At 77.2% G+C, this 23,680-nt stretch carries 19 protein-coding genes; 9 read left to right on the forward strand and 10 right to left on the reverse strand.

Annotation, left to right across the window (positions count from 1 at the left end):
• Nucleotides 1-998 precede the first annotated feature (998 nt).
• Both NT8_RS17085 and NT8_RS17090 read right to left on the reverse strand, forming a co-directional pair.
• Entirely contained in the window at nt 999-3,455 is a 2,457-nt protein-coding gene (locus NT8_RS17085) for a helicase-associated domain-containing protein (RefSeq protein WP_067970598.1), read from the reverse strand.
• Nucleotides 3,456-3,915: 460 nt separating this feature from the next.
• On the reverse strand, nt 3,916-4,242 hold the full coding sequence (locus tag NT8_RS17090; protein ID WP_067970599.1) for a hypothetical protein: 327 nt from the start codon (nt 4,240-4,242) through the stop codon (nt 3,916-3,918).
• A gap of 294 nt (nt 4,243-4,536) precedes the next feature.
• Between NT8_RS17090 and NT8_RS17095 the strand changes: the two genes are divergently transcribed.
• The 4 genes from NT8_RS17095 to NT8_RS17110 all read left to right on the forward strand — a co-directional run bounded on the left by NT8_RS17095 (nt 4,537) and on the right by NT8_RS17110 (nt 10,640).
• Nucleotides 4,537-5,298 (forward strand): hypothetical protein, encoded by a 762-nt coding sequence (locus NT8_RS17095; protein ID WP_067970601.1) that lies wholly within the window; start codon nt 4,537-4,539, stop codon nt 5,296-5,298.
• Nucleotides 5,299-6,125: 827 nt separating this feature from the next.
• On the forward strand, nt 6,126-6,506 hold the full coding sequence (locus tag NT8_RS17100; protein ID WP_067970603.1) for a cold-shock protein: 381 nt from the start codon (nt 6,126-6,128) through the stop codon (nt 6,504-6,506).
• Nucleotides 6,507-6,682: 176 nt separating this feature from the next.
• Nucleotides 6,683-7,438 (forward strand): DUF3027 domain-containing protein, encoded by a 756-nt coding sequence (locus tag NT8_RS17105; protein ID WP_067970604.1) that lies wholly within the window; start codon nt 6,683-6,685, stop codon nt 7,436-7,438.
• A 142-nt stretch (nt 7,439-7,580) separates the two neighbouring features.
• Nucleotides 7,581-10,640 carry a sacsin N-terminal ATP-binding-like domain-containing protein gene (locus NT8_RS17110; protein ID WP_067970606.1) on the forward strand — a complete coding sequence of 1,020 codons (3,060 nt, stop codon included), beginning with the start codon at nt 7,581-7,583 and terminating at the stop codon, nt 10,638-10,640.
• Between the two features lie 37 nt (nt 10,641-10,677).
• Here the strand turns inward: NT8_RS17110 and NT8_RS17115 are convergent, their stop codons facing one another.
• Complete coding sequence (locus NT8_RS17115) at nt 10,678-11,694, reverse strand: LysR substrate-binding domain-containing protein (protein WP_067970608.1); 1,017 nt, start codon at nt 11,692-11,694, stop codon at nt 10,678-10,680.
• Between the two features lie 71 nt (nt 11,695-11,765).
• Here NT8_RS17115 and dapA point away from each other — a divergent pair, with 71 nt between their 5' ends.
• From dapA to NT8_RS17130, 3 genes are all read left to right on the forward strand, one after another.
• On the forward strand, nt 11,766-12,713 hold the full coding sequence (dapA, locus tag NT8_RS17120; protein ID WP_067970610.1) for a 4-hydroxy-tetrahydrodipicolinate synthase: 948 nt from the start codon (nt 11,766-11,768) through the stop codon (nt 12,711-12,713).
• Nucleotides 12,714-13,181: 468 nt separating this feature from the next.
• A complete protein-coding gene (locus NT8_RS17125) occupies nt 13,182-14,117 on the forward strand; it encodes an alpha/beta fold hydrolase (RefSeq protein WP_067970612.1) in 936 nt (311 codons plus the stop codon).
• A gap of 12 nt (nt 14,118-14,129) precedes the next feature.
• Nucleotides 14,130-14,729: a TetR/AcrR family transcriptional regulator gene (locus NT8_RS17130; protein ID WP_067970613.1), complete on the forward strand. Its 600-nt coding sequence runs from the start codon at nt 14,130-14,132 to the stop codon at nt 14,727-14,729.
• A 25-nt stretch (nt 14,730-14,754) separates the two neighbouring features.
• Here NT8_RS17130 and NT8_RS17135 read toward each other — a convergent pair whose 3' ends face one another.
• A complete protein-coding gene (locus NT8_RS17135; protein ID WP_067970615.1) occupies nt 14,755-16,308 on the reverse strand; it encodes a DUF7059 domain-containing protein in 1,554 nt (517 codons plus the stop codon).
• An 80-nt stretch (nt 16,309-16,388) separates the two neighbouring features.
• On the reverse strand, nt 16,389-16,778 hold the full coding sequence (locus NT8_RS17140; protein WP_067970617.1) for a DUF2530 domain-containing protein: 390 nt from the start codon (nt 16,776-16,778) through the stop codon (nt 16,389-16,391).
• A 158-nt stretch (nt 16,779-16,936) separates the two neighbouring features.
• Here NT8_RS17140 and NT8_RS17145 point away from each other — a divergent pair, with 158 nt between their 5' ends.
• Entirely contained in the window at nt 16,937-18,460 is a 1,524-nt protein-coding gene (locus tag NT8_RS17145) for an NCS2 family permease (RefSeq protein ID WP_067970619.1), read from the forward strand.
• Between the two features lie 54 nt (nt 18,461-18,514).
• Here the strand turns inward: NT8_RS17145 and NT8_RS17150 are convergent, their stop codons facing one another.
• The gene (locus NT8_RS17150; protein ID WP_157515866.1) at nt 18,515-19,549 is read right to left on the reverse strand and encodes a hypothetical protein; all 1,035 of its coding nucleotides are present in this window, start codon (nt 19,547-19,549) and stop codon (nt 18,515-18,517) included.
• Nucleotides 19,550-19,653: 104 nt separating this feature from the next.
• Between NT8_RS17150 and NT8_RS17155 the strand changes: the two genes are divergently transcribed.
• Complete coding sequence (locus tag NT8_RS17155; protein WP_067970623.1) at nt 19,654-20,379, forward strand: 3-keto-5-aminohexanoate cleavage protein; 726 nt, start codon at nt 19,654-19,656, stop codon at nt 20,377-20,379.
• Between the two features lie 185 nt (nt 20,380-20,564).
• On the opposite strand, the gene thpR is transcribed toward NT8_RS17155, so the two are convergent.
• The 4 genes from thpR to NT8_RS17175 form a co-directional block, all read right to left on the reverse strand.
• Nucleotides 20,565-21,113: an RNA 2',3'-cyclic phosphodiesterase gene (gene thpR, locus NT8_RS17160; protein WP_067970626.1), complete on the reverse strand. Its 549-nt coding sequence runs from the start codon at nt 21,111-21,113 to the stop codon at nt 20,565-20,567.
• 70 nt (nt 21,114-21,183) lie between these two features.
• On the reverse strand, nt 21,184-22,437 hold the full coding sequence (locus NT8_RS17165) for an MFS transporter (protein ID WP_067970628.1): 1,254 nt from the start codon (nt 22,435-22,437) through the stop codon (nt 21,184-21,186).
• 95 nt (nt 22,438-22,532) lie between these two features.
• Complete coding sequence (locus tag NT8_RS17170; protein ID WP_067970630.1) at nt 22,533-22,982, reverse strand: MarR family transcriptional regulator; 450 nt, start codon at nt 22,980-22,982, stop codon at nt 22,533-22,535.
• A gap of 124 nt (nt 22,983-23,106) precedes the next feature.
• Nucleotides 23,107-23,680 (reverse strand): aminoglycoside phosphotransferase family protein (locus NT8_RS17175; protein WP_157515867.1); only part of this gene is annotated, 574 nt, incomplete at its 5' end.

Consider the following 23,680-nt stretch of genomic DNA (forward strand, 5'->3'; position numbering starts at 1 on the left):
CCGGGGGTGGCGCCGGGCGGTCCGGAGGTGGAGGGGCCGCCTCCGGCCTCCGGACGGGCGGCGGCACGCTCGGCGTCCCCCGGCCACCCGCCGCGCGGCGGCCCGGGCGGCGTCCGCCCGACCGGTCCGTGGCCGCCGGGGCCAGCGGGGTGGGGCCGGGAGGGCGGTGTGTCGGGCCCGGCCGCAGCGGCCGGGATCGGCCCAGTGGAAGAGGGCCCACCGACACCGGTCCCAACGACACCGGGCCCGCTGGGGCCGGTGCCTCCGGAGGGCGGGCCGCCGGCGCCCGGGCGGGGGGCGGCGTGTCCGGCGGGGGGCGTGCCGGGGGCGCCCGGCCGGTGCGTGGGCCGACCGCCCGGCGGGGTCGCCGCTGCGGGGGGTAGCGGGCCGGTACTCCGGGTGCGGTCGGCGGCGGTCCCGTCGTCGGGACCGCGCCGCCAGGGTTCCGGGTCGAGCCGGGGGGCCCGTCCGGGCGACGGCGCCCCGACCGGACCCGTGGGGCCCGCCGGACCGCCGGGTCCCATCGGGCCACCAGGGCCCATCGGTCCGCCGAGGCCCGCCGAGTCGCCCACACCCGCCGGACCACCGACACCCGCCGGGTCGGCGGGGCGCGCCGTTCGGCCGGGCCGAGGTGCGGCGGCCGGACCGGACGTGGTCCCCGGCCCGCGGTCCGGGCCCCGGCCGACACCGTGCGGGGTGCCGTCGGGACGCCAGTCGGCACCGGGGCCGTCGGCCGCACCGGTCTCCGCCCCGGGCGATTCCGGTGCCCGCGCGTCCTCGGGGCCGTCGTCGCGGCGTGTCCGGCGGCGGCCGGTCCCGCCCCCGGGCGGCTCGTCCCGGGGAGAGGCGGCTCCGGGTGGCAGCGACGGGTTGCTCATGGGCGCTCGCCAACTCTCTTTCGACTCGGGGTCGAGGGCCGACACCCCCATGTCTATCCCACTCCGCGCCGCCCCACAGCCCCGCCCGCACCGCCGTTCCGCCGCACCGATCGAACCGTGTCAGGGGGAGGGGGCGGGGTCGAGGTCGGCGACGCCGGTGATGCGGTGGACCGCGAAGCGGTGGACGGCGGCGCGGGTCGCGTCGTAGGCCGTGAGGTAGCCGCCGTCGACCCGGGCGGGCTCGACGATCCTGCTGCTCGCGCGGCCGTCGGCGTCGAGGTAGCCGATCCACACCCGGCGCCCCTCGGTCGCCGCCGTGGACAGGGCGGCCAGGGTGGCCGCCGTGGGCGACCGGGGCGGCGCGGCGTCGGGCGCCGGGATGGGGCGGCGGACGGCGGTGGCCGCCTCGTCGCCCGCCCGCACGGCCCGCACCGCGGCGGCGCGCAGGTCCGGCCCGGGCACGGTCGGCTCGTCCAGGTCGCGGGTGGGCGGGCGGCCGTCCGCCCGGCGCACCGTCGGCCGTTCGAGCTGCACCGATCCGTCGGCGGCCTCCGGAACGGGGTGGTAGCCGAGTTCGTTCAGCCGCTCCATCAGCGCCGGTCGGTTCGCCCGGCTGGCGATCACGGTGGGCGCGAGCCGGAACAGCCCGAGGTCGGCGGCCCGGCGGTCGCCGGCGAGTTCGTCCAGCACGGCGGGCTCGTCGCAGCGCAGGTAGCTCGACGCGGTGCCGATGCGCAGCCGCCCGTGGCGGCGGCCCATGTCGGAGATGAGGTACCGCAGCGCCTGCGGCAGCGGGGTGCGCGAGTGGCGTTCGAGGAACGCGGTGAGGTCGGCCGCCCCCCGCCCGGCGTCGAGGGCCCGCCGCACCGAGTCGGGGCCGAACCGGTACACGGTCGCGCCCCCGGTGGACTCCACGTCGGCGGCCAGCGCGAGTTCGCGCGCCAGGTCCGGTAGCAGCGGGCCGGGGGCGACCGCCGTGAGGTCGCCCTGCACCAGGATGTGGTCGAGCGGCTGGGGCAGTTCGGCGGCGAGCACCGCCGCCGCGCGCGGAGCGGGGCGGTCGGCCTGGGGGGTGTCGTCGGTGCCGAGCTCGGCCAGCAGCGCCCGCGTGTGGGGGGCGGCGGCCCCCCGCCCGGTGAACCCGAGGACGGCGGCCTCGCGCAGCGCGGTGTCGACCAGTTCGGTGGCCGCCGGGCCCTGGCGGCGGGGGCGCAGCCACGCCAGCCGGGCGGCGATCGCGTCGGGGTCGGGCGCCGTGCCCTCGGGGGCCTCGGTGAGCACCCGCAGGGCGTCCAGCCGCGCCTCGGGCGCCGCCCGCCGCTCCAGTCCTTCACCGAGGACGTTGCGGGCGCGGCCGCGCGCGTCCTTGGACCCGCTGAGCGCGGCCACCCGGGGCGAGCGCAGCCACGCCTCGGCGAGCCGCAGCCACCGCACCTCGGGGGGCGCCGCCCGCCACAGGTCGTAGGCGGGGGTGGGCAGCCACTCCCCGGAGATGTCGTCGTCGGCGCCGATCAGCCCGGCGGCGTGCGCGGTCTCGATGAGCAGCCCCGCGGTGGCCTCGTCCGTGTCGAGGTCGCGGGCGGCGCGCCGGAGGTCGCGGGCGCCGAGGCCGCCGCTGCGGAGGACGGCGGGCGGGTCCTCCGACCACCGCTCCAGCAGTTCCTCGACGGAGCGGATCACGGTGAACGCCTGCCCGGCCGCCGCGCGGGCGACCACCGCCGCCGACCGGTCGGGGCCGGTGAGGGCGGGCGGTTCGGCGTCGACGGTGCGCAGCAGCCGCCCGCCGCGCAGGTGCAGGGCGACCTCCAGGGGCAGGGTGACGGTGCTGTCGCCGGTGGCGACGAGCAGGCCGCGGGCGAGTAACCGGTCGATGGGGGAGGCGGCGGTGGCGACGTCGACGTCGCGCCCGGCCCCGGAGACGGTGCCGTCGGGCGGGCCCCACACCAGGCGGTCGAGCACCGGCCGGGCGGCGTCGCCGGCCTCGGCGAGGAGCGCGTCCAGGCGTTCCGGGCGGGACAGCTCGGCCGCGATGCGCCCGGCGGGGTCGCCCGTGCTGTACCCGGTCGGCAGGCCGAGGTCGGCGGCGAGCCGGTCGAGCCGTTCGGCGGGGCGGCCGGCGAGCAGGGCGCGCAGCGGCGGTCCGAGCCCGGCGGGGCGGGTGAGGATGTCGCGCAGCACCGCGACGGGGCGCAGGCGGGGGCCGTCGCGCCAGACCAGGGCCGCGCCGAGGAGGGTTTCGAGCGCGTCCGCGAACCGGTCGGCGGGCGCGGCGAGGGCCGACGCGAGTCGGTCGGGTGTAACGCCCGGCGGGGTGGCGAGGCGGTCGTCGCCCAAGGCGACGCAGCCCTCCAGGACCTGGAGGCCGAACAGGTCGAGCCGGTCCAGCGCCCGCAGCGCGGAGGGCCGCGTGGTGGCGCGGGCGGCCAGGGCGCCGAAGTCGGCGGGGACGGGGGTGACCAGGTCGGGGCGCACCGCGAACAGCGAAGCCAGTTCCGGGTCGGACAGGTTCCGCAGCCAGGAGGTGAAGGTGGGCGGTCGGCCGTCGGTGGTCCGCCCCGCAGCGCTGTCGTCGATCATCGACCATCACGCTATGCGAAGAGCCGCCTCCGCGGCAGACCCCCGACCCGCGTGGAGAGGCCCCGCCACCTCCCGGTCCGCTGCTCGTCGGCGCGCCGACCACCGCGCCACCGGGGCGCCCCCGCCTGCCGCGCGGCCCCGCCGCCCGCCCGGAACCGGGCGGGCACTCCGGTTCCGGGCCGCATCACCGCAGATGGGACGCGGTACGCGCGTCCCCAGCGCGGGATGACCGGGAACGGCGGGCGCCCGGCCGTGTTCGTGCGGGCGCCGCCATCGATCCGCCGCCTCGTCCCGAGCGGGGCGGCGGACGTGACCGGCACCACGGGCGCGGCGACCGCGGACGCCCGAGCCCGACCGGCCGGGATATCGGGGTGCCGTCGCCGGTGGTTCGGGCGGGTGGGTGCTTTCTCCGCGGGGGCCGCCCCGCCGGCCCCGTGTGGGCGGGGCGCGGCCGGGGAGGTCAGCCCTCGAAGCGGATGGCGACGGAGCGGACACCGTGCAGCGGGGGGATCCACTGGGTGTCGTCGCGGCCCGTGCCCAGGGCCGCGCCGGTGCAGTCCGGCCCGCTGTAGAACGTGTAGCTCGCGATCGGCTCGGCGTCGGCGAACGACACGATGCGCGGGGTAAGTGTGTGGCAGCCGTCGGTCAGCCGCAGGGACTCGTAGCCCACGCCCGGGGCCGAGTACACCTCCAAGGTGCCGGAGCCGGACTCGGCGTGGGCGGGGGCGGGCGCGGTCAGGGCGGCGGCGAGGACGCCGCCGAGCAGCGCCGGGATGCGGTTACGCATACGTCTCCTCGGTCGAGTGGTCGTCTGCGGGGGCTCCCCATTTCTACACCTCCGAGAGTGACGGTGCGGGCACTCTCCGTGCGTGGGGCATCGGGGCGGGCCCGGCCCGTCCGCCGTCGTTCCGCACGTCCCGGTCTGGGCGGTATGCGGGCAGGTGTGGCACTATCCAGGTCTGCGCGGCCCGGCCGCCGACCCGCGCGAACGGCCCGACGGCCGGCCCGCGGCCCGTACGGCCGCGGGTGCGGACGGCCGGGCGACCACCGCGCCGCAGCGGATGAGGAGCCGCGGGAGACGATGACCGAGCAGGCCGAGCGGATGCTGCTGGACTACCTGTCGCGGGTGGGCGACGCCGCCTACGGGCGGCTGCCCGCGCGCCGCCGTGCCGCCTACCTGGCCGATCTGCGTACCCGCGTCTCGCGGGCGTGTGCGGACGCCGGCGCCGAACGCCCCGAAGAGGTGCGGCGCGTGCTGCGGTCCTTCGGCGATCCCGCCTCCCTGGTCGCGCGCGAGTGCGGCGGCGACGGCGGACCCCGCGCCGCCGAGCCGCCCCGCACCGATGCCGAGGACGCCCCCGCCGCGCGTGCGGCCACCGGCAACCGCCGCTACCGCGCGGCGCCCTGGCGCGCAGAATCCGCCGCGTCCGGCGCCGGCCGCCCGGCCGGGGGCGCCGCGCCGGCCGGCCGCGGCCGGCTGCCCGACCTGGCAGCGGGTGCCGGCGCGGTGCGCCGGCACCCGCCCGAGGCGCTGTCCGTCGTCCTGTACCTGGTCAGCGGGGCCGTGGGGGACCTCGCGTTCCTGTGGGTGCTCGGCGCGTCGATGGTCGCCCTCAGCGGGGTGTGGTCGCGCGCGGACCGCTGGGGTGCGGTGTGCGGTCCGATCGCGGCGACCCTCGTCGGCATGCTGCTGTGGCGCGGCGAGGCCGACTACATCGACCAGTTCATCCTCGGGTCGCTGCTGGACACCGGCGTGGTCGGGCTGCGCCTGGCCGCCGTCGGCGCCGGACTCTACCTCGCCGTCCGCCTGGTGACCCTGCGCGGGGCGCCGGCCGCCCGCTGAGGGTGCTCGAACGGCCTCGGTGGCCGGGCGGCTCGGGATGGCCGGGAGCCGGAACTCGGTGGCCCTCGGGGCGGCGAGGGGGCGCGGGCCCTTGCGGCGCCGGAGTCGTGTCGCAGGCTCGGCTCGGGGGTTCGCCGGTGGGGCGGGGACGGATGCTGCCTCGGCGGGGCGTGCCGAGAAGGCTTCGGCGGTCGTCGGGAGACGGAGGTCGGCGTCCGGGAGGGCTACGCGGTGTGGGTCGCGTCCGTGGATGGTCATGCGGGGCCCCCGTCCGCCTGCGCGGGGGTGGGCGCGGCGCCGCCGTTGTCGCCGGTGGTCGGGCGGGGCGGGCGGTCACAGGCTGGCAAATGCTCGGGAATATCCGCGTTGACCTGCGGTTTCGTCGGCGCGCCCGTGGGGGTGCCGGGCCATCATGGCAGTGCGTTCCGCCCGGTGGCCTCGGTGGCTCCCGTGCGTGGGCGCGTGGATGGCCGCGTTCGGCGCCGGTGCCCCCGGCGCGCGGACGCGGCGCCGTCTCAGGTCGACGGCGCCCCGCCACCGCCGGAACCCGTCCCATTACTCCGCAACCGGCGGCGGCGGGGGCGGCCGTCACGGAGAGGCCCGGAGATCCGCGTCCGGGCCTCTCCTGCGTCCGGCCCCGGCCCGGCCGCGGGCCCGCCTCCGCAGAACGGGCCGTAAAGCCCTCGCCCCCCGCGAACGCGGCGCACTAGCCTGGATTCACCCCCATGCAAAGATGAGGCGCGAGGGGCCCGCGGACCCCCGGCGGCGAGCACGCCGGGCCCGCCCGCCCCTCGACCCGGTCCTACGGCGAGAGCGTGAGGTCACACGTGCCCACCGGCAAGGTCAAGTGGTACGACAGCGACAAGGGTTTCGGCTTTCTCACCCGCGACGACGGCGGTGAGGTCTTCGTGCACTCCTCCGCGCTGCCGGAGGGTGCCGCGCCGCGCGCCGGCCAGCGGGTGGAGTTCGGCGTGGTCGAGGGCCGCAAGGGCGCCCAGGCCCTCCAGGTGAAGCTGCTCGACGCCCCCCGTTCGGTGGCGAAGGCGCTGCGCAAGAAGCCCGACGAGATGGTGGTCATCGTCGAGGACCTGATCAAGCTCCTCGACGGTGTGTCGACGACCTATCGTAGGGGCAAGCACCCCGAGCGCCGCGAGGCCGCCAAGATCGCGCAGGTCCTCCGCGTCGTCGCCGACGACCTCGAAGCCTGACCGCGCGGCGGGGTGCGCCGCACCCGGTGGGGGCCGCGCAGCGCGGCCCCCGAACACGACGTAACGGTCGGCTATCGATCGGTGTGGTGGTCAAGTCAGTGCGTGTTATCAGCGAAAATGGAACCGTGAGCCCCAGCCGTCGTACTCCCGCACCAGACAAGGCATGCATCGAGGCGGTGGATCTCGCCCGCGAAGCGGCCGCCGAGATCGGACGCCCGGAGTGGGTCGGCGAACACCTGTCGGCCTGCGTCGAGGGTGATCGTCTGGTCACCCACCTCTTCGCGTGCCTCGATCCCGCCTACCCCGGATGGCACTACGCCGTCACCGTGGTCCGGGCGTCGCGCGCCAAGGTCGTCACGGTCAACGAGGCCGTGCTGCTCCCCGGCACCGACGCCCTCCGCGCGCCCGAGTGGGTGCCGTGGAAGGAGCGCCTGCGCCCGGGCGACCTCGGCCCGGGCGACCTGCTGCCCACCGCCGCCGACGACGAGCGGCTGATGCCGGGCTACGCCCAGGTGGCCGAGGACGACATCGACGAGGACGGCGTCGACAAGCAGATGGTGTGGGAGCTCGGCCTGGGCCGCCCGCGCGTGCTGTCGGAGGTCGGCCGCGAGTCCGCCGCCGAGCGCTGGTACAACGGCGACTCCGGCCCGCGCAGCCCCATCGCCGCCGCGGCCCCCGCCAAGTGCGCGAGCTGCGGGTTCATGACCCCGCTCGCGGGCGAGTTCCGGCAGATGTTCGGCGTGTGCACGAACGAGTTCGCGCCCGACGACGGCCGCGTGGTCTCCCTCGACCACGGCTGCGGTGCGCACTCCGAGGCGTCGCAGCCCGCGCCGCGCCCCGAACCCGTGGGCCCCGTCGTCGACGAACTCGGCTACGACCACATCGTCTTCGACGACACGACCGAACTGGAGCTCGTCTCCACCGACGGCTGACCGCCCGCGGCCGCCCCGTTCCGCCGGGCGCGGCCGCGCGGCGCGCCGGCGCCCGGGGGCGCCGCCGCGGACACCGGCGAAGCGACCGAGAACGGCCGCACCGTCGCGTACCGTGGTGCCGCACCCACCGGGAGGAGCCCCCATGGCCCAGTCACCGACCGACCCGTTCGGCACCGCCGGACTCCGGCGGCGGGTCCTCGACGGCTGGGCCGACGCCCCCGCCCGGTTCCGCGAGGACGCCAACGCCGAGGAGGACTTCGCGCTCGGCGGCTACCGCGACCGGGTGGTGGTCGAACTCGCGCAGAACGCGGCCGACGCCGCCGCCCGCGCGGGCGTCCCCGGCCGCCTCCTGCTGGCGCTGGACGACGGCGGCCTCACCGCCGCCAACACCGGGGCCCCGCTCACCGCCGCCGGGGTCGAGTCGCTGGCCACGCTGCGCGCCTCCGCCAAGCGCGACGAGGGCGCCCCCGGCACCACCGGCCGCTTCGGAGTGGGGTTCGCGGCGGTGGCCGCCGTCAGCGACGACATCACCGTGGCCTCCGCGACCGGGGCGGTCCGCTGGAGCGCCGACCTCGCCCGCGCCGCCGTCGGCGACCACGCGGCGGGCGGCGCGGCCGGCGGCCTCGCCGAGGAGCTGGCCCGCCGCGGCGGGCACGTCCCCCTGCTGCGGCTGCCGTTCCCCGCCGACGCCGCCCCGCCCGAGGGCTACGCCACCGCGGTGGTCCTGGTGCCGCGCGACGACGACGCCCGCGACCGGCTGCGCCGCATGCTCGACGCCACCGGCGAGGCGCTGCTGCTCGCCCTGCCCGGCCTGGCCGAGGTGCGCATCGCCACCGACGCCGGCGAACGCGTCCTCACCCGCGACGACCCCGGCCCCGACCGCGTCCGCACCCGGGTGCGCGACACCGGGGGCGACCGCTCCACCGAGTGGCGCACCGCCACCCGCACCGGCCGGTTCGAGCCCTCGCTGCTGGCCGACCGCCCCACCGAGGAGCGGTCCCGGCTCGACTGGGCGGTCACCTGGGCCGTGCCCGTGGGCGGCGACGGCCGGCTCGCCCCGCTGCCCTCCGGCGTCGATCGGGTCGTGCACGCCCCCACCCCGACCGACGACCCGCTGGACCTGCCGGCCCTGCTCATCGGCACGTTCCCGCTGGGCGCGGACCGCCGCCGGGTGGCCTCCGGCCCCGCCGCCGAGGCGCTCGCCCAGGCCGCGGCCGACGCCTTCACCGACCTGCTGCGCGCCGTCGGCCCCCGGGCCGCGCTGGACCTGGTGCCGCGCACCCTCATGGGCGGCGGTGAGTTCGACGGCCGGTTCCGCGCGGCCGCCGCCAAGCCGCTGCTCGCCACCCCGTTCCTGGCGACCGCCAAGGGCGACCCGGTGCGCCCGCGCGACGCCGTGCTGCTGGAGGGCGGCCCGGAGGTCACCGCGGTCCTGGCCGACCTCGTCGGCACCGCGCTGCCCGGCGACACCGACCCCCGCCACCCCGCGCTCGCGCAGCTGCGGGTGCGCCGGGTCGGGTTCGCCGAACTCGCCGACCTGCTGGCCGACCTCGACCGCGAACCGGAGTGGTGGGCGGGGCTGTACGCGGCGCTGCGCGCCGCCGGGCAGGCGGGGGCCGACCTCGGCGAACTGGGGGCGCTGCCCGTCCCGCTGGCCGACGGCCGGCTCGTGCGCGGCCCCCGCGGGGTCCTGCTGCCCGCCGCCGACGCGTTCGGCCCCGAGCTGGACCCGGCCGCGCTCGCCCCGCTGGGCGTACGGGTCGTCCACCCCGGCGCGGCCGACCCGCTGCTGCTGCGGCTGGGCGCGGCCGAGGCCAACGCGGCCGCCGTGCTCACCGACCCGCGGACCCGCGCCGCCGTCGAGAACTCGCTGGACGCCGACGACCCCGAGGAGGTCGCCGGACCCGTCCTGCGCCTTGCGGCGGCCTCCGCCACCACCGCCGCCGACGCGCCGTGGCTGGCCGAGCTGGCCCTGCGCGACGACGAGGGCGGCTACTCGGTGGCGGGCGAGCTGCTGCTGCCCGACAGCCCGCTGCGCGACGTCCTCTCCGACGACGCCCCGTTGGGGGTGGTCGCCGCCGACCTGGTCGAGCGGTACGGCGCCGAGGCGCTGGAGGCGGTGGGCGTGCTGCGCACGTTCGCCGTCGTCCGCGCCTCCGACGTCACCCTCGGCGCCGCCCTCGACGACCACGACCTGCCGCTCGACGGTGTGGAGGAGTGGGCCGAGGACGCCGCCGAGCGGACGGGCGGGCCCGACCTGCCGCCGGTGGTGCCCGAGTTCACCGGGGTGGCCGACCTGGAGTTCGTCCGCGGCGACCGGTGGCCGCGCGCCCTCGAACTGCTGGCGGAGCCCCCGCTGCGCGCCGCCGTCCTCGATCCGGTCCGGGTGCTGCGCGCCGACGGCCGGGCGGTGGACGTGCCGTCGTACACGGCGTGGTGGCTGCGCACCGGGGCGCTGCTCGGCGGCCGGCCCCCGGTGGAGTCGCGCACGGTCGACGCCGATCCGGCGCTCGCCGGGCTGTACGACCCCGTCCCCGACGTCGACCCCGCCCTCGCCCGCGCGCTGGGGGTGCGCTCGTCGCTGGCCGCCCTCGTCGCCGAGCCCGGCGGCCCGGAGGACCTGCTCGACCGGCTGGCCGACCCCGCCCGGCACGTCGAGCGCGGTGTGCTGCGCGACATCTGGACGGCGCTCGCCGGGGTGGACGCCGACCGCATCGACCCGCCCGAGACGGTGCGGGCGGTGCGCGGCGGCGCGATCGTGGTGGCCGACGCCGAGGACGCGGTCGTGGTCGATGCCCCCGACCTGCTCCCGCTGCTGGCGGACCGCCCGGTGGTGCCGGTGCCGCCGGGGATCGCGGTGGCCGTCGCCGACGTGCTCGACCTGGCGCTGGCCAGCGAGGAGGTCGAGGGCCGGGTGGAGTCGGTGGGCCGGGTGCGGCCGGTGCCCGACGAGGTCCGCGCGTTCCTCGACACCGACGTGCTCACCTACCTGCACCACGAGGAGCTGGTGGTCGACGGGGTGGTGGTCGAGTGGCGCTGCGACGGCGGCACGCCGCACGCGTCGGGCACCGACGGCCTGGCCCGCGCCCTGTGCTGGAAGGCCGGCCGCTGGCCCAGCCGCCACCTGGTCGCCGCGGTCCTCCGCGACCCGCAGACCCTCCCCGTCCTGCTGGCAGAGGTCGATCTGGACGAACCCGCCTAGGGCGTACCGCCCGCCGTTCTGCGACCGGGGGCGGCGGTCAGGTCCGGGCGTTGCGGGTGGAGGCGGCGAGGTCGTCGGCCGCTGTGCGGGCCGCGGTGACGAAGGCGGCGATCGCCGGGTGGGCGCCGCCGCCCGCGCGGAACGCGACCTTCGACCGGCGGAACAGCGGCAGCCGGGTCAGCGCCGCGCCCGGGGGTGCGGGCGCGATGGCGGTCTCCGGGACGAGTCCGACGCCCTGCCCGATGGCGGCCAGGGACAGCGCGGTGCGGAAGTCGTTGACCTGGTGGCGGATCCTCGGCTGGAACCCGGCGGCCTGGCAGGCGCGCACGGCCATCGCGTGGCCGGTCGTGCCGTCCCGCGCGGTGATCCACCGGGCCCGCGCGTACGGGCCGAGCAGCTCCGCCAACGTCTCGCCGTCGCCGTCGCCCCCGCTCTTACCGCCGCCCCCGCCCCCGCCGTTACCGTCGCCTTCCCCGCCGTCGCCGCCTCCACCGCCGTCACCGTCTCCACCGGCCGCGCGGGCCGTGGCGGCGGCGAGGTACATCGGCTCCTCCAGCAGCGGGACCCGCTCCACCGTGGTGTCCGGCGCGGCGGGGACGAAGTCGTAGTCGTGTACCAGGGCCACGTCGAGTTCGCCCGCGCGCAGGCCGTCGGAGACGCGTGCCGAGTCGATCTCCTCCACCATGGGCTCCAGCGCGGGGTGGCGCTCGGCCAGTTCGGCCAGCGCGGCGGGCACGATGGTGTGCCCGCCGGAGGGGAAGGTGCCGATGCGCAGCGGCCCGCCGATGCCCTCGCGCGCGCTCGCGAGTTCGGCGACCGCCAGTTCGAGGCGCTCCAGCACGGCGTCGGCGTGGGTGACGAGGGAGCGGCCCGCAGGCGTGAGGACCACCCGCCTGCCGCTGCGTTCCAGCAGGGCGACGCCCGCCTCGCGTTCCAGCACGCTCAGCTGCTGGGAGACGGCGGAGGCGGTGAAGGCGAGGGCGTCGGCAACGGCCGTGATCGTGCCGCGCCGGTCGAGTTCGCGGAGCAGGGAGAGGCGTCGGACGTCGAGCATAAGATCAGCTTAGGTGTCGATGCGGAAATCGGAAATGGACCTACAGCATCGCCGGACGCCAGGGTGGAGGCATGGACTCCGAACCGTTCTTCTCCGGCCTGTACGTCCCCTTGGTCACCCCGTTCACCGATGACCGGCGCCTGGACGCCGACGCGCTGGCCCGGCTCGCCGACGAGGCGCTGGCGGCCGGCGCCGCGGGGCTCGTCGCCCTCGGCACCACCGCCGAGGCGGCCACGCTGACCGAGGAGGAGCGGCGGACCGTGGTGCGGGTCTGCGCCGCGGCCTGCCGTGGGCACGGCGCCCCGCTGATCGTCGGTGTCGGCACCGGCGACACCGCCGCCGCCATCGCCTCGCTGCGCACACTGGCGGCCGCCGGTGACGCCGCGGCGGCGCTGGTGCCCGCGCCGCCCTACATCCGGCCGGGTGAGGCGGGGACGCTGGCGCACTTCACCGCGCTGGCCGAGCACGGTGGTCTGCCGCTGATCGTGTACGACATCCCCTACCGCACGGGTCAGGCGCTGAGCGCCGACACGCTCGCGGCGCTCGGCCGCCTGCCGGGGATCGTCGGGGTCAAGCACGCGACGGGGGCGATCGACGCGGTGACGGTCGAGCTGCTCGACCGCGCCCCGCACGGCTTCGCCGTCCTCGGCGGCGACGACGCGGTCATCTCCCCGCTCGTCGCGGCGGGCGCCCACGGCGGCATCGTCGCGTCGGCCAACCTCCGCACCGCCGACTACGCCGAACTGATCGCGCTGTGGCGGCGGGGTGCGGCGGCGCCCGCCCGCGCGCTCGGCGCCGAACTGGCCCGCTTGTCCGCCGCGCTGTTCGCCGAGCCGAACCCGACGATCGTCAAGGGCGTGCTGCACGCCCAGGGCCGCATCCCCAGCCCGGCCGTGCGGCTGCCGCTGCTGGCGGCCTCCGCCGAATCGGTCCGCCGCGCGGCGCCCCTGGCCGCCGGCCGCTCCGCCGCTCCGCCGGTGCCCGACCGCGAACGCCACGGCGTGGCCGCCCCGGTCTGACCGGAGACCCGTTTCCGGCGGCGCGGGCCGGGTTGGGGCGCCGCTGGTTCCGCATCGGGGAGCGCGGTGACACCCGGCGGTGACCCGGGTGGTGCCGTGGACGCGCGGCGGTCTGTTCCGCGACCGGCGCGGCGGCGGGCGTCGCGCCGTCTGGTCGGGCCGCGTCCCGGCGCGGCCGGCTTCGCTCTCCGCCGGCTTCGCCCCGTGTCGGCCTCGCCGCTTCTTCGCCCCGCTCGGGTGCCCCCGAGTGGGGCGTCGGTGTGTCGGGGCGGGCCACGTGCGGGTCCGGATACGGGCAGGTCCCGGTCAATCGCGTTGACGGCGACTTACCGAGTGGTTAGTTTATTTACCGAGTGGTAAGGAGTCGTCATGTCCGAGCGGACCGAGCCCGCGACCGGCGCAGCCGGCGCATCCCGTCCATCCCGCCCGCCCCGTCCATCGCGCCCGCGCCGGCGGCGGCGCGTCCTTGTGGCGGTCGCCGTCGTCGCCGCCGTCGCGGTGGTCGCGGGACTCGCGGTGCGGGACACCGCACCCGTCGGCCACTTCACGTCGGCGGCCGCCAAGGACGTCTTCGACGCCGACTACCGGCGGGCGATGGCCGACATGCCCGAGCCCGAGGCCGCCCTCGACGTCCGCACCGGCTACGGCGTGGTGCGGGTGTACCGCTTCGACGGCCCCGCCGACGGCACCCCGCTGGTGCTGCTCCCCGGGACCGCGGCGGCGTCCCCGATGTGGGCCGACAACCTGCCGTCGCTGCTGGAGGTGCGCGACGTCTACACCGTCGACCTCCTCGGCCAGGCGGGCATGAGCGTGCAGGACCGGCCCATCGAGACGGCGGCCGACCAGGCGCGGTGGCTGGACCAGACCCTGGCCGGCCTGCCCGAGGAGCGCTTCCACGTGCTGGGCATGTCCTTCGGCGGCTGGACCGCCGCCAACCTCGCGCTGCGCGCGCCCGACCGGGTCGCCGGCGTGATCCTGGTCGACCCGGTGTTCGTCTTCGACGGCCTGCCGCTGGAGGCGGTGGTGCGGTCGATCCCCGCCTCGGTGCGCTGGCTGCCCAAGAGCTGGCGCGACGGGTTCAACTCCTGGACGGCGGGCGGCGCCCCCGTCGAGGACGTCCCGGTCGCCGACATGATCGAGTCCGGCATGCAGACCTACGCCCCGCACCTGCCCGCGCCCTCGCTCATCCCCGAGGAGCGGCTGGCCGCCCTGGAACCGCCCGTCCTCGCCCTCATCGCGGGCCGGTCGGTCGTGCACGATCCGGCCGAGGCCGCCGCCACCGCCGAGCGGGTGCTGCCGGACGGGGCGGTCGAGGTGTACCCCGACGCCACCCACGCCATCGCCGGGGAGTACCCCGATGAGGTCGCGGCCGACGTCGCGGACTTCCTGGCCGACGCCGAATGAGAGGATGACCGGGTGCCCGACCCCGCCCGCCGCCCCACGCTCACCGAGCGCGCCCGCCGCGAGCAGCTCATCGGCCTCACCGTCCGGCTGATCGCCGAGCACGGCTACGCCGCGACCTCGCTGGCCCGCATCGCCGCCGCCGCCGAGATCTCCAAGGCGGCCGTCCTCTACCACTTCGCCACCAAGGGCGCGGTGATCGAGGCCGCCTACCGGTCGGTCCTGGACGGGCTGATCGGCCACGTCGGGCCGCGCGTCGCCGCCGCCGAGGGGCCGCGCGCCGCCGTCGAGGCGTACGCGGCGGCCGTCGTCGGCTACATGGCCGACCACCCCCACCACGTCCGCGTCATCACCGAGGCGCTGGGCCGGCCCGGCGAGACCGGGATCGCGGACTCCCCGGCGTCGGCCGAGCGGTGGCGGTTCCTCGCGGGCCTGATCGAGCGCGCCCAGGAGGCCGGCGAGTACCGGGCGTCGGCCGACCCCCGCACCGAGGCGGTCATGATCAACGGGGCGGTCGACGGGGTGGTGGCCGCCGCGGTGGAGGACCCGTCCTACCGGCTCGACGAGGCCGCCGCAGCGGTGGTCGACCTCATCCGGCGCGCCGCCCGCGACTGATCCGCGCGGCAGCTCCGCGCGGGGCTCAGCGGGCGACGCGGAAGAAGCCCTCGGCGATGAGGGAGCGCAGCACGTCGGGGGTGCGGGCGCGGACCGCCGCCGGGTCCTGCTCGGTCAGCTCGGCGATCGCGTCGAGCAGCGGACCCACCGGCATGGTGCCGTCGCACACCCCGGCCAGGGCCGCCTCGATGGTGCCGACCTGCGCCACCCGCTTCAGCCCGCCCCGCTGCCGCAGCAGGATGCGCTCGGGGTCGGGCGCCCCCGGCACCCCGATGCGCTCCTCGACCACGCCCGGGGCCAGCGCCACGTGCGCCGACAGCAGGGCGGCGTCGGTGAGCCGGTGGGCGGTCATCGCCCCGTCGACCACGTCGGGCAGGTACCGGCCGACGGGCTGCTCGATGTCGTGCCGGAACTCCTCGACCCGCACCGCCGCGTCCTGGGCGACGTCGTTGCGCAGGTGGATCCAGCCGAAGCCGATGGCGCGCACGCCCTCGCGGTCGAAGTAGTCGAGCCAGGCGTCGTAGCGGCGGGTGTACTCGGGGGTGCCCTGCTCGCAGGAGTCGCGCAGCCACAGCTCGACGTACTCGGCCGGGTCCTGCACGTCGCGCTGGACCACCCAGCCCGAGCAGCCCGTGCCCGCCACCCACTCCCCGACGCGGTCGCGCCAGTCCTCGCCGCCCACGTGCAGCCAGTTGGCGAGGAGCTGGCACCAGCCGCCGTCGGTGAGGTGGCGCGGGGCCTGGCGCACCAGTTCGGCGCAGACGGCGTCGCCGGGCAGGTCGGACTCGCGGTAGGTGTAGCGGGCGGCGTCGGGGGTGATGACGAACGGCGGGTTCGACACGATCAGGTCGAACCGCTCGCCCGCCACGGGTTCGAACAGCGACCCCTGGCGGGTGGTGACGTTGTCGACGCCCGACAGGGCGCAGCTCGCCTCGGTCATGCGCAGGGCGCGCGGGTTGACGTCGGTGGCGACCACCTCGCCGGCCCGCCCGGCCAGGTGCAGGGCCTGCACGCCGCACCCGGTGCCGAGGTCCAGGGCGCGCTCCACGGGCCCGTCGACGATGAGCCGCGCCAGGGTGGCCGACGCGCCGCCCGCGCCCACCACGTGGTCGGGGTGCGGGGTGCCCTGGCCGGGGCGCACCGTGGGGTCGGAGACGACGTAGCCCGGCCGGGTGCCGTCGCCCGGCAGCGGGGAGCCGTCCGGCGCCGCGGCCCCGGCGGGGGGTTCGCCCGCGCGGCCGTCCTCCAGCTCCCACGGGCCGAGGTGGACGCGGGCCCGCACGTGGCCGTCCTCGACCGCGAGGAGTCCGGCGTCGGCGAGTTCGGTGACGGGCAGGATGGCGCGCGCCGCGCTCTCGGAGACGGGTTCCCGCAGCCACCACAGCCGCAGCAGTACGCCCAGGCGCTCCTCGCCGCCGGTGGCGCGCAGAGCGGGGACGAGCTGTTCGCGGGAGAGGGCCCGCGCCGCCATGTCGCCGAGCCGGTCGCGCACGCCGGACACCGTGTAGTCGGCGTCGATCAGGGTGCGCCGGAGGCGGTCGGCGAGCCGGCGGGGAAGCGGGCGGAGCGTATTCGACACGCGCCCATTATCGAGGAGGGGCGGGGGCGCTCCGGTGCCCGGGCCCGCGCGCCGTGCGCGGCGGCGCCCGGGGGGTGCGGTCAGGGGGCCTCGCGCGCCGGTGAGGGGTCGTCGGGGGCGGGTGCGGCGTGCGCCGCCGGGTCGGGCTCGGCGGCGACCGCCGGCGGGGTCCGGTCGGCGGGCGCGGCGCGGCCGTCCTCCCCCGGGGCGGCGGCGGGCGCGCCGGCCGCGGTGGCGGCCTCGGCCTCGGTGCGCTTGCGGAGCAGGCGCGGGATGTAGAAGAACGCGAACACGCCCAGCACGATGCCGACGCCGCATACGCCCAGCCACCACCGCTCGTCGGCGGGCAGGCGGTCGCCCCGGGCGAGCAGCACGATCAGCGCCACCGTCCAGGCGACGGTGCCGAGCGCGGTGGGGACGCGGTAGTCGAACTCCAGGACCTCGGGGTCGGGCCGGCGGGGTGTACGCACGGTTTCAGGCTAAGGGATGGCTCGGTCACACTCGCGGGCCGGAAGTCCCGCATTGGTGGGATCCTCCGAATCGGGGCCGGTCCACACGGGCACGATATGGAGGAACATGCAACTAGTCTGACCTCGACCCTTAATCCGGACATGTCAGGCTTATCCGAGTGAACGCAACGCCACCACCCGCCGAATCCCCCCAGAGCGCCGACGGCACCGCCGCCGCGCCGTCCCCGCGCCCCGCGGGCTGGAAGGGCCGCATCGACCACTACTTCCAGGTCTCCGCCCGGGGGTCCGACTTCGGCCGCGAGCTGCGCGGCGGTCTGGCGACCTTCTTCGCGATGGCCTACATCATCGTGCTGAACCCGCTGATCATCGGCACGGCGCCCGACGCCGGCGGCGACACCCTGGGCATCGCCCGCGTCGCCGCCACCACCGCCCTGGTCGGCGGTGTGATCTCGATCCTGATGGGCGTGGTCAGCCGGTACCCGTTCGCGATCGCGGCGGGCATGGGCCTCAACGTCATCGTCGCCTACTCGCTCGCCCCGCAGATGACCTGGGCCGACGCCATGGGCATCGTGGTGCTCGAAGGGCTCGTGCTGCTGGTCCTCGTGCTCACCGGGTTCCGCACCGCGGTGTTCCGCGCCATCCCGCCGGGCCTGAAGACGGCCATCGCCGTGGGCGTCGGCATGTTCCTCACCCTCGTCGGGTTCGTCAACGCCGGGTTCGTCCGCCGGATGCCCGACGCCGCCAACAGCACCGTGCCCGTGCAGCTCGGCGAGGGCGGTCTGGCCGGCTGGCCGATCCTCGTGTTCGTGATCGGCCTGGCGCTCACCATCGCCCTGATCGTGCGGCGGGTGAAGGGCGCCATGCTCATCGGCATCGCCGTCGCCACCGCGGTCGCCATGGTGGTCGAGGCCGTCGCCCACGTCGGCCCCATGGCCGGCGACGACGGGACGGTCAACCCCTCCGGGTGGGCGCTCACCGTCCCCGCCCTGCCCACCTCGGCGGGCGACCTGGTGGCGCTGCCCGACTTCTCGCTGGTCGGCCACTTCTCCCTGTTCGGCAGCTTCGCCAACGTCGGCGCCATCGCGGTGATCCTGCTGCTGTTCACCCTGCTGCTGGCCGACTTCTTCGACACCATGGGCACCATGGTCGGTGTCGGCGGGCAGGCCGGCCTGCTGGACGCCGACGGCAACGTCGTCCGCGCCCGCGAGGTGCTGGTGGTCGACGCCCTGGGCACGGTGGCGGGCGGCGCCGCGGCCGCCTCGTCCAACACGGTGTTCGCCGAGTCCGCCGCCGGGGTGGGCGAGGGCGCCCGCACCGGTATCGCCCCGATCGTCACCGGCCTGCTCTTCCTGGTGGCGACCCTGTTCTCGCCGCTGGTGACGCTCGTGCCGTTCGAGGCGGCCACCCCGGTGCTCATCGTCGTCGGCTTCATGATGATGACCCAGGTCACCAAGATCGACTTCGCCGACATGGCCATCGGCATCCCCGCGTTCCTCACGATCGCGGCCATGCCGTTCACCTACTCGATCTCCAACGGCATCGGCATCGGGTTCATCACCTACACCCTGATCCGCCTGGTGCAGGGGCGCCCGCGCGACGTCCACCCGCTGATGTGGCTGGTCGCGGCGGCGTTCCTGGTGCACTTCGCGCTCGGCCCGATCGAGTCGCTGCTCGGCCTGTGACCCGGCCGCCCCGCCGCCCGCCCGGGCGGCGGGGCGCCGAGGGCGCCGCACCCCTCAGGCGCGGCGCACCAGCAGCGCGATCCCCCCGATGAGCACCACGGCCAGCCCCACCCCGGTCCAGATGAGCGGGGAGGCGCCGGCCCCGCCGCGCTCGGCCGGCGCGGCGGTCGCCTCCGGCTCCTCGGCGGCCTCCGGCGACGGGCCCGCGCCCACCGCCGGCAGCGGCACCCGCCACACCGGGCTGCCGGGCCCCTCGGTGCCCGCGAGCACCGCCGCCCCGTCGTGGTCGAACGCCAGCGACTCCCCCTGGTCGAGTTCGGGCAGCCCGATGCGGTCGACGCTGCGCCCCGACACCCCGTCGGCCGCGTCGTAGAGGGTGGCGCCCCAGTAGGTGCGGATGGCGTAGTGGGCGCCGTCGGGCGAGAACGACGCGTCGGTGGCGTACAGCGGGGCGGAGTCGACGCGGGTCAGCGTGTTCACGCCCTCGGGGTCGAGCCGCTCCGGCGCCGCGTACACCCCGCCCGCCACCTCCTTGCTGACGACGTAGAGCCGGCCGTCGCGGGGGTCGACCATCATCGCCTCGGCGTCGCGGCCGCCGTCGGCGTAGGCCAGGGTGAACGTCGTGGCCTCCACCGCGGTGTCGCCCAGCTCCGCGGGCTCGGTGAACCGGTACACCCGGATGTCGGGCCACCCGCCCTGGAAGTTGTCGCCGATGTCGCCGACGTAGACCGCGGGCGCCCCCTCGGCGTCGGTGCCCACCGCGATCGCCTCCCAGTCGCGGACCTCCACGCCCGCGCCCGACAGCGTGACGGTGGCGACGGTCGCCCCGGTGGAGTCGACCGCGTACACCTCGGGGCCGTAGTCGCCGCTGTCGTTGTGCGTCCAGTACACGCCGTCGTGCAGCCGCGACGCCGCCAGCCCGCTGGACTCCACGATGCGCGGGTCCGACATGCGGAACAGCTCCTCGGAGCCGTCGGGCAGGTCCTCGGCCGGGGTCCCCGACGGGACGGGGACGGGATCGGCGGCGGCGGGGGCCGCGGGGAGCACCGCGAGCGCGGCCGCGAGGGCGGGCGCGGCGATGGACCTCATGCGCGCCATCCTCCCATCCGCCGCGCGGCGGCGGGGCTTGCGACCCCCGGCTTGTGGGCATGCTCCGCTTACGGTACGGAGTGATCCCGCAAGGAGGGACACGCATGGCCATCGTCGCCTGCCTCAACGGAGACCGCCGCCCCGGGGCGCACCCCGCCCTACCGGTGTTCGCCGACCAGGTGGCCGAGGACGCCCGCGCCGCCGTCGCGGCGGGCGCCGACGAGATCCACGTCCACCCCCGCGACTCCACCGGCGCCGAGGCCCTGGAGCCCCGGGTCCTCACCGACCTCCTCGACCGCGTCCGCGCCGCCGTCCCCGGGGTGCCCATCAGCGTCACCACCGCCCTGACCGCCGAGCCCGACCCCTGGCGCCGCTACGACCTGGTGCAGCGCTGGGGCGGGGTGCCCGACGCGGCGACGGTGAACCTGCACGAACCCGGCTCGGTCGAGGTCATCCGGCTGCTCGCCGCCCGCCGGGTGCGCGTCGAGGCCGGGCTGTGGACCGCCGACGCCGCCCGCATCCTGGTGGCGTCGGGCCTGGCCGGCGCGGTCGACCGCGTCCTGCTGGAACCCACCCAGACCGCGGTCGGGGCGGCGCTCGACAACGCCGAGGCCATCCGCGCGGTGCTGCGGCGCGCCGGGATCACCGCGCCGCGCCTGCTGCACGGCCACGACGACACGGCCTGGCCGGTGCTCGACGCCGCGCTGGCCGCGGGCGAGGACGCCCGGATCGGGCTGGAGGACACGTTGCGCCTGCCCGACGGCTCCGAGGCCGAGGACAACGCCGACCTGGTGGCCGCCGCCGTCGCGCGGGCCGCCGCGGTGGGCTGAGGTGGTCGGCCGAGGCGGTGGGCGCCCGCCGCCGGCGGTCAGCCCAGCAGGGCGCCCAGCACGACGACGAGCATGATGGCCCCGAGCACCACGGGCAGCAGCCACCGCTGCTTGCGGTTGTTGGTGAGCATGCTCATCGCTGACCTCGATCGTCACGGGCGGGGGCGCGGCGGGGCGCCGCGCTCTCAGCCTAACCGCCAGGTGGCGGCGGTCCGGTAGCGGGGGACCGCGTCCAGGCGGCTGTGCACCAGCGCCACCTCGGCGGCGGTCCACGCGGGGGACGCGAACCCGGCGAGGCCGTCGCGCAGCGGGCGCAGGTCGGCGGGCGGGCGGCAGCGGGCCAGTGTCAGGTGCGGCACGTACCGCCGGTCCTCGACCGGCACCCCGGCGGCGCGCGCGGCGCCGCGCAGGCCGTCGGCGAGCGCGGTCAGCGCGCCGGTGTCGCCCGCCACGTCGGCCCACAGCACGGCCGCGCGCGCCGCGTCGGCGGGGAAGGTGCCGCCCCCGCGCAGCGCCAGGCGCAGCGGGGCGTGCCGGGCGGCCTCGGCGGCCAGGGCCGCGCCGAGCCCGGCGACGTCGGGGTCGGGCACCTCACCGAGGAACGCCAGGGTGAGGTGGCGGTCGGCGCGGCCGGTCCACCGCAGCGGGGCGGCGGCCGCGGGCAGGCCGGCCTCGGCCGCCTCGACCGCGTCGAGCACGGGCCGGGGCGGGACCAGGGCGGTGAACAGGCGCATCGGGCCTCCTGCCGCGTCGGGGGCGGGGCGGTCCCGATGATGGCCGACCCGCCCCGCCGCGGCAAGCCGGTCAGGCCGGGTCGGCGGTGCGCACGACCTCGACGTAGGGGCGCCGCGCGCACGGCCGCACCCGGACGCCGAGCCGGCGGGCCAGCAGCGCCGCGATCGCCAGGACCACGACCACGGTGACGGCGCCGCCGATCCCCAGGCCGGCACGCGGTCCGAACGCGTCGGCGAGGAACCCGACCAGCGGGGCGCCGATCGGCGCCATGCCGAGGAACACGAGCATGTAGATGCTCATGACCCGGCCGCGCATCCCGGGTTCGACGCTGAGCTGGAAGGTCGTGTTCAGCGCGGTCGTGAACGTCATGAACGCGACGCCCATCGGCAGCAGCGCCACCACGAACGGCACGTACCCCGGCATGAGCGCGGCGGCGATCTGGGCGGCGCCGAACGCCAGCGCGCCGATGAGCACGGTGCGCAGCCGGGGCCGCTCGCGCCGCGCGGCCAGCAGCGCCCCCGACAGGGCGCCCACCGCGAGGGCGGCGGCGGCCACGCCGAACGCGGCGGCGCCCGCCTGGAACACGTTGTTGGTCATGAGCGCGATCTGGTTCTGCCCGCTGGAGCCGAACAGCTGCACGAACACGGTCATGATGAGGAGCAGCACCAGGTCGGGGCGCCCCCCGACGTAGCGCAGCCCTTCGCGGGTCTGCCCCCGGCCGCGCGGAGTGGGCTCGGTGACGTTGAGCTCGGCGGGGCGCATCATCCACAACCCGGTGAGCACGCCGAGGAACGAGGCGGCGTTGAGCAGGAACACCGGCCCGCTGCCCACCACGGCGATGAGCAGCCCGGCCACGGCCGGACCGGCCACCCGGCCGAGCTGGAAGCTCGCGCTGTTCAGCGCGACGGCGTTGGGCAGGTCGCGGGCGCCGACCATCTCGACCACGAAGGTCTGCCGGGCCGGGTTGTCGACGACCGTCACCAACCCCAGCGCCAGCGCGAACACGTAGACGTGCCACACCTCGGCGGCGCCCGTGGTGGCCACCACCCCCAGCCCGAGGGCGAGCACGCCCATGGCGGCCTGGGTGGTGATGAGCAGCCGCCGCTTGTTCATCCGGTCGACGAGGGTGCCGCCCCACAGCCCGAGGAAGAGCATGGGCAGGAACTGCAGCGCCGTGGTCAGGCCCAGTGCCGTGCCGCTGCCGCCGCTGAGCTGGAGCACCAGCCAGTCCTGGGCGATGCGCTGCATCCAGGTGCCGGTGTTGGACACGACCTGGCCGGTGGCGAACAGCCGGTAGTTGCGCACGGCCAGCGAGCGGAACATGGCGGGGCGACCGGGCCGCCCGGGGGCGGCGGACCGGGCGTCGTCGGGGTCGTCCGGCTCGTCGGGCTCGCCGGGGGCCTCGGGGGCGCCCCCGGCTACGCCTGGCTCAGCCGGTCGAGGATCTCGGCCGCCTTGCGCAGGATCTCCTTCTCGTCGGCGGTCAGCTCCGTCAGACGCTGCGCCAGCCACGCCTCGCGGCGCCGGGTGTCGGCCTTCACCAGCGCGCGGCCGTCGTCGGTCAGGTCGACGAGCTGGCGCCGCTGGTCGTCCGGGTGCTTGGTCCGCCGCACCATCCCGCGCTCCTCCAGCGCGGCGATGATCCGGGTCATCGAGGGCGGCTGCACCTTCTCCTGGTCGGCGAGCGCGCCGGGGGTCATCTGGCCGTGCCGCGCCAGCGTGAACAGCACCGCGCTCTGTCCGAGAGACAGGGACGCGTCCGGACGCTGCGCGCGGAGTCGGCGCGCCAGCCGGCTCACGGCCACGCGAAGCACCGCAGCCAGGCCCGCGTCGGTTCTGGTCTGCCGGGACAGATGGGTCTGCTTCATTAGCCTGGCTCATTACTCTTGCTAACAATATCAAGGGCCGCCGCGATTCCCCCGGACCGACGGCGGACCTCACATCATGCCCGTACCGGCGGGCCCGCCTCGACATCCGGGCCCGTCGGGCGGGTCACACCCCGGCCACCCGCCCCAGCGCGCGGGCCCCCAGCAGCATGTCGGGCGCGTCCGGGTGGCCGCGATCGGTCATCTCCAGCCCCGCCTCCACCGACCGCGCGAACGCCCACACCGCGATCCGCTCGGCCGGCCCGCCCGCGACGTCCGCCACCAGGCCGATCCGGTGGCGCAGGACCGCCTCGGGGTCGGGGTGCCGCAGCGGCGGGTCGACCTGGAGCAGCATCGGGGCCGGATCGTAGGCCGGGTCGCCCGCCATGGGCTTGGGGTCGATCGCCAGCCACGGCTCCCGTTCCGCCCGCAGCACGTTGCCGGGGTTGGCGTCGCCGTGCAGCACCACGGTGCGCGGCGCCGACCCGGGCAGCGTCTCCAGCAGGCGGGCGGCCGCGGCCACCAGGTAGAGGTCGGCGTCCGGCGGGCGGAGCCGGTCCATGCGCTCGCGCAGCAGCTCCGCCCACCCGGCCACCACGGGCCCCAGCGCGTCGAACTCCGGGCCGGGCGGCGCCGGGCGGCGCCACAGCCGCGCGAGCACGCCCGCCCCCGCCTCCAGCAGCTCCTCGGGGCGGCCGGGG

The sequence above is a fragment of the Nocardiopsis trehalosi NBRC 14201 genome (genome assembly GCF_001552555.1).
Taxonomy (GTDB): Bacteria; Actinomycetota; Actinomycetes; order Streptosporangiales; family Streptosporangiaceae; genus Nocardiopsis_B; species Nocardiopsis_B trehalosi.